The sequence below is a fragment of the Streptomyces ossamyceticus genome (assembly GCF_001418475.1).
Classification (GTDB): Bacteria; Actinomycetota; Actinomycetes; order Streptomycetales; family Streptomycetaceae; genus Streptomyces; species Streptomyces ossamyceticus.
The window spans coordinates 1-10,391 of sequence record NZ_LIQX01000514.1 but is presented as its reverse complement, the minus strand read 5'-3'; the positions used below and the strand labels follow the sequence as shown (position 1 = coordinate 10,391).

Sequence of the window (10,391 nt, the reverse complement as noted above, 5' to 3'; positions counted from 1 at the left end):
GCGGACCTGTCCTCCAGTGGACTACGCCAGGGCGTGCGCCGGGAGCGCGCGCGTGACACCGGCGTGTGCGTTCGATTCACACGGGGCGCGTGAGAGCGCGCCCCGCCCCCCAGCCGTACGGCTCAGCAAATGCCGTATGGCACAAGGGTGTTCACCAACCCCGCGCGTGCCGCTGCGGCAGGTGCGGGCGCTCCGCGTCGGGCGTGGTGTCGCTGCCGTGGAACGGGTAGACCCACGTCTCGTCGGGCAGAGCACCGAAGGTCTTCGTCTCCACGTCCACCGGGCCGATCCCGCCCGGCGCACGACCATGATCGTTCTCGCCGGGACCTCCGGACCCGGCAACCCCACCGTTCCGGTCTCCTCGCGTGTCCTGCCCTAGGTCCACATGCGCGCCGCAGGGGATTGGTGTAGATCTCGAAGGGAGAGAAACGCACCACGCTCGGCCCGCCGGCGACGTCCGGACGGTTCGCCCCCGGACTCGTTCACCGGCATGTCCGGCTTCGTACGAGACGGAGGCCGCCGCCATGCAACCTGTCGTCACCGTGGGCCTCGACGGCTCACCAGAGAGCCTCACCGCCGCCCGCTGGGCCGCCGACGAGGCCGAGAAGCGCAAGCTCACCCTGCGGCTGCTGCACGCGTGGCCGATGCTGGTGCCGGAACCGACCCGCGGGCCCGCCGAAGTCGACCAGAACTACTGGGCGAAGCGTCTGGTCCACACGGCGCAGTCGGAGCTGCAGACACGCCATCCGGGCCTGGCGGTCGTGGGGAGCCTGGTCGCCGAGGACGCCCGCGAGGCTCTGCTGCGGGCGGCATCCGATTCCGAGATGCTCGTGCTCGGCTCCCGGAGGCTGGAGACCTTCTCGAGCTACTTCCTGGGCGACGTCAGCCTCCCGGTGGTGGCACGCGCCGGCCGGCCCGTCGTCGTGGTCCGCACGGTACCGGAGAAGGAGCACCCGCCTCCGGCAACCGCGAACCGCGTGGTCGTGGCCGTGGAACCGCGCGGGTCCAGCGACGAGTTGCTCGACTTCGCCTTCCACACCGCCGCCGCGCGGGGTGCTCCCCTGCTGGCCGTCCTGGGCCGCAGCGTGCCGCTCCACGCGCGCACCCCCTGGGGTGTCGACCACGACGCCACCGAGGAGATCACGAGGAACGGCCGGAAGGAACTGGGCAAGGCGCTCCGACCCTGGCAGGAGAAGTACCCGGGGGTGGACGTGTCCGACAGTGTCCGTCTCACGAGCCCCGCCAAGGCCGTCGTGCAGGCCACCGCGGACGCCGGGCTGCTGGTCGTCGGCCGACGCGTGCACCAGCACGCGCACACGGGGCCGCTGCTGAGCCACGTCGCCCACGCCGCCCTCCACCACGGACGCTGTCCCGTGGCCGTCGTCCCCCATACCTGAGTCCGGCTCACGGCTCGGACGAGGTCCCCCGGCCGAGCTCGACGCTGCCTTCCGCCCGGTCGGCGCCGACAGGTCGCATGGGTGACCTTGTGGCGCCGATGCGCCGACCTACCAGCCCCGCTCGTGCCACGCGCCGAGGTGAGGCCGCTCGGCGCCGAGCGTGGTGTCGTTGCCGTGGCCCGGGTAGATCCAGGTCTCGTCCGGGAGTACGAAGACCTTCGCCTCCAGGCCCGACATCAACGACGCGAAGTCCTCGGGGCGTGTGGTCCGTCCAGGGCCGCCCGGGAAGAGGCAGTCGCCGGTGAACACATGGGGATGCCCGTGCGGGTCGTCGTAGACCAGGGCGATCGAACCCGGCGTGTGGCCCACCAGGTGGCGCGCGGTCAGCTCCACGCGCCCCACCCGGATCGTGTCGCCGTCGTTGACGAGCACATCGGTCGGCACCGGGATGCCCTCGGCGTCGTCCCGCCCCGCGTACGTACGAGCGCCCGTGGCCGCCACCACCTCGGCGAGCGCCTGCCAGTGGTCGCCGTGCTGATGCGTGGTGACGACGGACGCGATGCCGTCGTCACCGATCAGCGTGAGCAGGGTGCCGGCGTCGTTCGCGGCGTCGATCAGCAACTGCTCGTCCGTGGCCCGGCAGCGCAACAGATAGGCGTTGTTGTCCATCGGGCCCACCGCGACCTTGGAGATCATCAGGTCCGGCAGCTCGTGCACATCCGCAGGACCGCCGACCTTCACCGCTCCGCTGTACGTCATGGCCGTCAGTCTAGGTCGCGGAGGGACGCCGCGGTCGCTACAGCGAGGGCAGGGACGGCAGGGCGCCGCCCTCGACGTGCAGGGCGGTGCCGTCGCGCCGTCCGGCGAGCCAGCCGAGGAGGTCGGCCTGGCGGCCGGTGACCACGAGCGTGTGGCTTCCGCTCTCCAGCTGCTCCGAGGTGAGGCCCTTCACGGCTCCGGTGAACAGGAGCCGCCCGTCCTCCTGCTTGATCGTCACCGCGGGGACCGCGGGGTGGTCGCGGAACCGCTCGGTCAGGAAGTTGATCTCGCGCTGTGTGAACTCCTCCGGCAGGTCCTCCAGCTCGTACCCGATGCCGAGGTCCACGTGGTGCAGCTCCACCTCGATCCAGCGCCGGAACGGCACCCGCGACGCCGCGTCCGTGACGCCGTTGCGCAGCTCGACCGTGCGTGACCAGTCCGCGGGGACGGCGGCGGCCTCCTGGAAGCGGTGCGCGCTCTCCCGCAGGTCCGTGAGCTGGTCCTCCAGGGGCCGGGGCGCGTCCCGCTCGATGTCGGCGTCCCGGGCCTCGCCGGACACGTACATGGGACGCCCCTCCAGGACGTTCACGATCGCGTCCGCGTTGCGGGCGAGGTGGGCGAGGACATGGCCGCGGGTCCAGCCGGGCAGCCGTGACGGCTGGGTCACAGCCGCGTTGTCCATCTTGGCGACCGCGGTGAGGAGTCGCTCGGTCGCTTCCCGTACAGAGTCCAGGTCACGCGCGTGAATCTTCATGACGCCGACCCTAGCTTCGCCACTCCTTCGGGTGAAGGCGGTGGACCCCGGACCAAAATCGAATGCACGTGCTATATGGTCGAGTCCTGCGTCGGGCATGCTGGAAGGTCCGGGATTGTTGTGGAACGGGGAAACAGGACCGGCGCTGTCAGTGGCTCCCCCTAGTCTGAGAAGGACGGGGGCTCCGCTCCTGTCACTTCACTCAAGAAAGGTGCGGACCGGCGTGGCCGACCGTCTCATCGTCCGTGGCGCGCGCGAGCACAACCTGAAGAACGTCTCGCTCGACCTCCCACGCGACTCGCTCATCGTCTTCACGGGCCTGTCGGGGTCGGGCAAGTCCTCGCTGGCCTTCGACACGATCTTCGCGGAGGGCCAGCGCCGGTACGTCGAGTCGCTGTCCTCCTACGCCCGGCAGTTCCTCGGGCAGATGGACAAGCCGGACGTCGACTTCATCGAGGGTCTGTCCCCGGCGGTCTCCATCGACCAGAAGTCGACCTCGCGCAACCCGCGCTCGACGGTCGGCACGATCACCGAGGTCTACGACTACCTCCGGCTGCTCTTCGCGCGCATTGGCAAGCCGCACTGCCCCCAGTGCCGCCGCCCGATCTCCCGCCAGTCGCCGCAGGCCATCGTCGACCGCGTGCTGGAGCTGCCCGAGGGCAGCCGCTTCCAGGTGCTGTCCCCGCTGGTGCGGGAGCGCAAGGGCGAGTTCGTCGACCTCTTCGCGGACCTCCAGACCAAGGGCTACAGCCGCGCGCGGGTGGACGGTGAGACCGTCCAGCTCTCCAGCCCGCCCACCCTGAAGAAGCAGGAGAAGCACACCATCGAGGTGGTCGTCGACCGCCTCACGGTGAAGGACTCCGCCAAGCGCCGGCTCACCGACTCCGTGGAGACCGCCCTCGGCCTGTCCGGCGGGATGGTCGTGCTCGACTTCGTCGACCTCCCCGAGGACGACCCCGAGCGCGAGCGCATGTTCTCGGAGCACCTGTACTGCCCGTACGACGACCTGTCCTTCGAGGAGCTGGAGCCGCGCTCCTTCTCCTTCAACTCGCCCTTCGGCGCCTGCCCCGACTGCTCCGGCATCGGCACGCGCATGGAGGTCGACCCGGAGCTGATCGTCCCGGACGAGGACAAGTCGCTCGACGAGGGCGCCATCCACCCCTGGTCGCACGGCCACACCAAGGACTACTTCGGCCGCCTCATCGGCGCCCTCGCCGACGCGCTGGGCTTCCGGACCGACATCCCCTTCGCCGGCCTCCCGCAGCGCGCGAAGAAGGCCCTGCTGTACGGCCACAGGACGCAGATCGAGGTCCGCTACCGCAACCGCTACGGCCGCGAGCGGGTCTACACCACGGCCTTCGAGGGCGCCGTCCCCTTCGTGAAGCGGCGGCACAGCGAGGCCGAGAGCGACGCCAGCCGGGAGCGCTTCGAGGGCTATATGCGCGAAGTGCCCTGCCCCACGTGTGAGGGCACCCGTCTGAAGCCGATCGTCCTCGCGGTCACGATCATGGAGAAGTCGATCGCCGAGGTCTCCGCGATGTCCATCAGCGACTGCGCGGACTTCCTGGGCGAGCTGAAGCTCACCGCCCGCGACAAGAAGATCGCCGAGCGCGTGCTGAAGGAGGTCAACGAACGGCTGCGGTTCCTGGTCGACGTCGGCCTGGACTACCTCTCGCTGAACCGCGCGGCCGGCACCCTCTCCGGCGGTGAGGCCCAGCGCATCCGCCTCGCCACCCAGATCGGCTCGGGACTCGTCGGCGTGCTCTACGTCCTCGACGAGCCCTCCATCGGTCTGCACCAGCGGGACAACCACCGGCTCATCGAGACCCTCGTCCGACTCCGCGACATGGGCAACACGCTCATCGTCGTCGAGCACGACGAGGACACCATCAAGATGGCCGACTGGGTCGTCGACATCGGCCCCGGCGCCGGTGAGCACGGCGGCAAGGTCGTCCACAGCGGCTCCCTGAAGGAGCTGCTCGCGAACACCGAGTCGCAGACCGGGCAGTACCTCTCGGGCCGGAAGGCCATCCCGCTGCCCGACATCCGCCGCCCGCTCGACCCGACCCGCCGGCTCACCGTGCACGGCGCCCGGGAGAACAACCTCCAGGACATCGACGTGTCCTTCCCGCTCGGCGTCTTCACGGCCGTCACGGGTGTCTCGGGCTCCGGCAAGTCCACGCTGGTCAACGACATCCTGTACACCCACCTCGCCCGCGAGCTGAACGGCGCGAGGAACGTACCGGGACGGCACACACGCGTGGACGGCGACGACCTCGTCGACAAGGTCGTGCACGTCGACCAGTCGCCCATCGGCCGCACCCCCCGCTCCAACCCGGCGACCTACACCGGCGTCTTCGACCACATCCGCAAGCTGTTCGCCGAGACCACCGAGGCGAAGGTCCGCGGCTATCTGCCCGGCCGCTTCTCCTTCAACGTCAAGGGCGGCCGCTGCGAGAACTGCTCGGGCGACGGCACCATCAAGATCGAGATGAACTTCCTCCCGGACGTCTACGTCCCGTGCGAGGTCTGCCACGGCGCCCGGTACAACCGGGAGACCCTGGAGGTCCACTACAAGGGCAAGTCCATCGCCGAGGTGCTGAACATGCCGATCGAGGAGGCGACGGACTTCTTCGAGGCCGTCCCCGCGATCGCCCGCCACCTCAACACCCTGAAGGACGTCGGCCTCGGCTACGTCCGCCTCGGCCAGGCGGCGACCACCCTGTCCGGCGGTGAGGCGCAGCGCGTGAAGCTCGCCAGCGAGCTCCAGAAGCGCTCCACCGGCCGCACGGTGTACGTCCTGGACGAGCCGACCACCGGTCTCCACTTCGAGGACATCAGCAAGCTCCTCAAGGTGCTGTCCGGCCTGGTCGACAAGGGCAACACGGTCATCGTCATCGAGCACAACCTCGACGTGATCAAGACCGCCGACTGGGTCGTCGACATGGGTCCCGAGGGCGGCGCCGGCGGTGGTCTCGTCGTCGCCGAGGGCACGCCCGAACAGATCGCCGGGGTCCCGGCCAGCCACACCGGAAAGTTCCTGCGCGAGATCCTCGGCGCCGACCGGATCAGCGACGCCTCACCGGTGAAGGCGCCGCGCGGGGCCACGGCCAAGAAGGCGGTCGCCGCCGGGTCGACGGCCAAGAAGACCGCCACCGCCCGCACGACGAGGGCCACCGGCTCCACGGCTGCCAAGAAGGCGGCCTCGGCCACGACGAAGAAGGCGGCTCCCGCGAAGAAGACCACGCGGGCCCGCAAGGCCTGACCCTGCCCGACCCGGAAGAACGGCGTGCCCCGCGGGAGCCTCCCGCGGGGCACTGCTCGTTCCACCACTCCCCGGGGCGGATCAGTCGCCGTCCACCTCGGACGCGTACGGCGGTTCCGCGCCCGCTCGGGAACAGGTGACCGCGGCCGCGCGGGCGGCGAAACGGAGCAGGCCGCTCCAGTCCGCGGCCGTCAGGGCCGCGAGCGAGGCCGCGGACAGGGCGTCCCGCACGGACAGGCCGTGCAGGAGGGCCGCGTTCACCGTGTCACCGGCGCCGATGGTGTCGACAACATCGACCTTCTCGCCCGGCACACGGTGCTCTGCCCCGTCGCGGGTGTAGGCGGTCAGCCCCTCCCCGCCCCGGGTCACCACGACGGCCGCCGGACCGGAGGCCAGCCACTGCTCCGGGGTGCCGCCCAGCCACTCGGCGTCCTCCTCGGACAGCTTCAGCAGCGACACCGAGGGCAGCCAGCTCTTGAAGCGGGCGCGATGGGCGGCCGGGTCGGCGATGAGGACGGGCCGGATGTTGGGGTCGAGGGCGGTGAAGACCCCGCGCGCGGCCGCGCCGTGCAGCAGCTCCTCGTACGCGCTCGCCCCCGGCTCCAGGACGAGCGAACAGGTGCCGAAGGAGACGGCGCGGGTGCCCGCGGGGAGCCGCTCGGGGGCCTCGAACAGGCGGTCGGCGCTGCCCTCCACGTAGAAGGAGTAGCGGGCGGAGCCGTCCTCGCCGATCGAGGCCAGCGCCAGCGTCGTCGGCTCCGGGCCGCGCTGTACCGACGTCACGTCCACACCGGCCTCGCGCAACCCGGTCAGCAGGGCCTCGCCGTAGACGTCGTACGAGACACGGGAGCAGAACGCCGTGGGGGAGCCGAGACGGCCGAGGGCGACCGCGGTGTTGTAGGGCCCGCCGCCGCGTGCCGGCCGCAGATCCACGAGCGGACCCGAACCCCTGGGGACCAGGTCGATCAGGGCTTCACCGGCGACGACGATCACTAAGGGGTCCTTTCTGGGAAGTCTCCGCCGGAAGGTACCTCAGCGGTTTTCGCCCCGCGACGGGCGGCCCCGACCGAGGCCCGCAGGATGACACCCCGGGGAGGAGGGCACCCCGGCCCCCCGTTCCCCTCACTCCCAGTCCCAGCCGATCCCGAGGACGCCCGTGCGCACCCGGGGCTCGACCAGATGCACCGAGCGGTGCAGTCCGCTCAGGGGGAGGGACTGTCGCCCCCCGCGCGGGGAGGCCGGCGCGTGCCGGCTGAACCGGTGGCAGCGCACCGGCAGCGCCCGCTCGTCGAAGCGCACCTGGAGGGCGTACTGCCCGCCCCCCGACCGGAACCCGCGGACGTACTCGGTGCACACCCCGGCCGTCCCGTCGTCGACGCCGTAGCGGAACAGAAACGTGTCGCCGCTGCGCAGCCGGGTGTCGAAGAGGAACTCGGCGACCAGCACCCCCGTGTCGTCGTCCCAGCGCACCCGGCCCCGGCGGCAGTTCTCCAGCGCACGGAACGCCATCCGCTCCGGGGCGCAGCCCGGGTCGCCGTGGTGGACGGCCACATAGCGGTCCACGCCGTCCCGGTGCGCCCGCACGATGTGCTGCGACTCGCGGCCCAGCAGCTCCCGGTGCGCGCCGACCCGCACCCGCTCGTGATGGCCGATGGTGTGCACCCCGCCGTCGAGCGGCGACCCCAGCTCGCCGAGGAGCCGCTCCAGGACGCCCGAGGCCTCCACGAGGGAGCGGTAGGAACGGCCGGCGCCGCGGCCCGGCCCGGAGGGTTCCTCGGACCGGGCCAGCAGACGGATCAGCGACTCGTCCGGCAGCTGGAGGATCTCCTCCAGGGCCCGCACCGCCCGCAGCGACTCGGGGCGTTGCGGGCGCCGGGCGCCCTGCTGCCAGTAACTCAGGCTGGTCACCCCGACCTTGACCCCGTGGCGCGACAGATGGTGCTGCACCCGCTGCAACGGCAGTCCGCGCGCGGCGATCGCGGCGCGCAGGGCCACATGGAAGGGACCACCCCGCAGGGCCGACTCCAACTCCGCGGTGGCGACGTTCGCGATCGCCGCGACGTCGGCGTGCTCTGTGGCGTGCCGCATGGAGGAGCCTTTCTGTGAGGTGCGCGTCGGCTGGTCGGACCACGCGTGGGCCGGTCGGGGCGCCCCACGGACGCGCGGGGCTCTCGGCGACCGTCCGTCTTCACATCCGTACGACGGCGTTCCCCGCCCTGAGTTCCTCCGCATTGAAGCGTGTTGACAAAGTCCCGACAACACCCGGGGCCGGACATGGCCGGACACCGACGGCAAGATCCTCAGTGCTCAGGGGACCCCGGACCGGGCCCCAGCAGGTCGCGCAGCGCCTGTCCTGAGAGCCTCGACTTGTGAAGGAATCCGCGCACCGGAGCGGCCGCGACCAGTTCGCGGACGTCCTCCAGGGGGTGCGCGGACGTCAGGACGATCACGGCCGACGGCGAGGTGCGCGCGAGCACCGGCGCGAGGTCCAGTCCGCTCTCGCCGGCGAGGTCGAGGTCCAGCAGCACGACGTCCGGCGCCAGTTCCGCGGTCCGCGCCAGAGCCTCCGCGCCGGTGGACGCGACGCCGACGACCCGGATCCCGTCGCGTTCGAGGAGGGCCCGGGCGGCCTCCAGGAATCGGGCACTGTCGTCGACGATGAGACAGCGCGTGGACATGCTGACAGCCTCCCCGGGCCGGTGACGGAACCACATCCCGGTCAGCCGGAAAGTGTCCCCCGGCGCGCGCCCCGTGACGTGGAATGTGCTGATGTCCCTTGCCGATTCGATCCGTTCCCACTCACCGAGGGAATCGAACAAGCCACGGGGAGTAGCATGTCGCTGCCCTGGGGGCCGAACGGCCCGGTCGAATGGGAGTAATACGCGATGAACGCGTCGCACTACGGCGTCGAAAGACGTCAGATCCGTCGTGCCCTGGTGGCGGGAATGTCGGCGGTGGCACTGTTACTGGCCGGATGCAGCGCCGGTGACGAGGAGGACCGGCAGGGCGCGGACGGCAAGGCGGCGGGCGACACGACCTGCGACGGCAGGATCGACGGCACCGCCCACATCACCCTGTGGTTCCACGCCGGGCAGAGCGGTGAGCAGAGCACCCTGCGCAGCCAGGTCAAGGAGTTCAACAAGGCCCAGCGGCAGGTACGGGTCGAACTGGTGACCCTGCCCGAGCAGCGCCCGTACACCGAACTGGTCCTGTCCGCGGCGGCCAGCGGAGACCTCCCCGACCTCCTCGACTTCGACGGCCCGAACCTCTACAGCTACGCCTGGTCCGGCAAGCTGAAGCCGATCGACTCCTGTGTGCCCGCCGGGATCCGCGAGGACCTGCTGCCCTCGGTCCGGCAGCAGGGCACGTACGACGGCCGGTTGTGGGGGGTCGGAACCTTCGACTCCGGGCTCGGTCTGTACGTACGGCCCTCGGTGCTCCGCAAGGCAGGGATCCGGATCCCGAAGGGCACCGGAGACGCCTGGACCGCCAACGAGCTGACGGGGATCCTGCGCAAGCTGCGGGCCGAGGGGTACGAGGCACCCCTCGACCTCAACTTCGTCGATTCGTCGAGCCCCGACGAGTGGAACACCTACGCCTTCGCGCCGGCCGTGTGGTCGGCCGGCGGCGACCTCATCGACCCCACGGGCTTCCGCACGGCGGACGGCTTTCTCAACGGCCCCGAGTCCGTGAAGGCGCTCACCACCCTGCGGAGCTGGGTGAAGGAGGGATACGTCGACCGGGACAGGAACAAGAACGCCTTCGTGAAGGGACGCACCCCCCTCTCCTGGATGGGGCACTGGAAGTACGGCGAGTTCAGCGCGGCGCACCCCAGGGACGTGGCGATCGTGCCACTGCCCGACTTCGGCGCCGGCACCGCCACCGGGATGGGCTCCTGGCAGTGGGGCATCCCCTCCGGCGGCGCGGACGGCGACGCGGTGTGGCGGTTCCTGGAGTATCTGCTGCGGCCGGAGCAGGTGTTGCGGATGAGCGAGGCCAACGGGGCGATCCCCGGTACGGAACGGGCGGTCGGCCTCTCCACGAAGTTCGCCGAGAAGGGTCCGGAGCGGCTGTTCATCGAGCAGCTGCGCGGCGGTGTCGCCCGGCCCCGGCCGCAGACCCCCGCGTACCCGGCGATCACCAAGGCGTTCTCCCGCGCGGTCGCCGACAGCGTCTTCGCGGGGGCCCCGGTCGAGAAGACGCTGTCGGCGACCGC

General features: G+C 71.0%; 8 protein-coding genes and 1 pseudogene. 3 read left to right on the top strand and 6 right to left on the bottom strand.

The features are described from left to right. Nucleotides 1–151: 151 nt before the first annotated feature. Nucleotides 152–298, bottom strand: a pseudogene (locus AOK15_RS48395) (MBL fold metallo-hydrolase); the annotation flags it as partial. A gap of 226 nt (nt 299–524) precedes the next feature. On the opposite strand from AOK15_RS48395, the gene AOK15_RS31465 reads away from it, so the two are divergent. Continuing rightward, entirely contained in the window at nt 525–1,397 is an 873-nt protein-coding gene (locus AOK15_RS31465) for a universal stress protein (RefSeq protein WP_055521739.1), read from the top strand. Between the two features lie 108 nt (nt 1,398–1,505). On the opposite strand, the gene AOK15_RS31460 is transcribed toward AOK15_RS31465, so the two are convergent. After that, nucleotides 1,506–2,156, bottom strand: a complete 651-nt coding sequence (locus AOK15_RS31460; RefSeq protein WP_055521738.1) for an MBL fold metallo-hydrolase — start codon at nt 2,154–2,156, stop codon at nt 1,506–1,508. Between the two features lie 37 nt (nt 2,157–2,193). Next, nucleotides 2,194–2,910: a maleylpyruvate isomerase family mycothiol-dependent enzyme gene (locus AOK15_RS31455; protein WP_055521737.1), complete on the bottom strand. Its 717-nt coding sequence runs from the start codon at nt 2,908–2,910 to the stop codon at nt 2,194–2,196. Nucleotides 2,911–3,133: 223 nt separating this feature from the next. Between AOK15_RS31455 and uvrA the strand changes: the two genes are divergently transcribed. Beyond that, nucleotides 3,134–6,175, top strand: coding sequence for an excinuclease ABC subunit UvrA (gene uvrA, locus AOK15_RS31450; protein WP_055521740.1), 3,042 nt, complete (start codon nt 3,134–3,136; stop codon nt 6,173–6,175). A gap of 81 nt (nt 6,176–6,256) precedes the next feature. Here the strand turns inward: uvrA and AOK15_RS31445 are convergent, their stop codons facing one another. The 3 genes from AOK15_RS31445 to AOK15_RS31435 all read right to left on the bottom strand — a co-directional run bounded on the left by AOK15_RS31445 (nt 6,257) and on the right by AOK15_RS31435 (nt 8,853). Further along, nucleotides 6,257–7,168 (bottom strand): carbohydrate kinase family protein, encoded by a 912-nt coding sequence (locus AOK15_RS31445; RefSeq protein ID WP_055521736.1) that lies wholly within the window; start codon nt 7,166–7,168, stop codon nt 6,257–6,259. 129 nt (nt 7,169–7,297) lie between these two features. Then, the gene (locus AOK15_RS31440) at nt 7,298–8,263 is read right to left on the bottom strand and encodes a hypothetical protein (RefSeq protein WP_055521735.1); all 966 of its coding nucleotides are present in this window, start codon (nt 8,261–8,263) and stop codon (nt 7,298–7,300) included. 212 nt (nt 8,264–8,475) lie between these two features. After that, entirely contained in the window at nt 8,476–8,853 is a 378-nt protein-coding gene (locus AOK15_RS31435; RefSeq protein WP_055521734.1) for a response regulator, read from the bottom strand. 207 nt (nt 8,854–9,060) lie between these two features. Between AOK15_RS31435 and AOK15_RS31430 the strand changes: the two genes are divergently transcribed. Next, the coding region (locus tag AOK15_RS31430) for an ABC transporter substrate-binding protein (RefSeq protein ID WP_055521733.1) at nt 9,061–10,391 on the top strand (1,331 nt) is incomplete at its 3' end.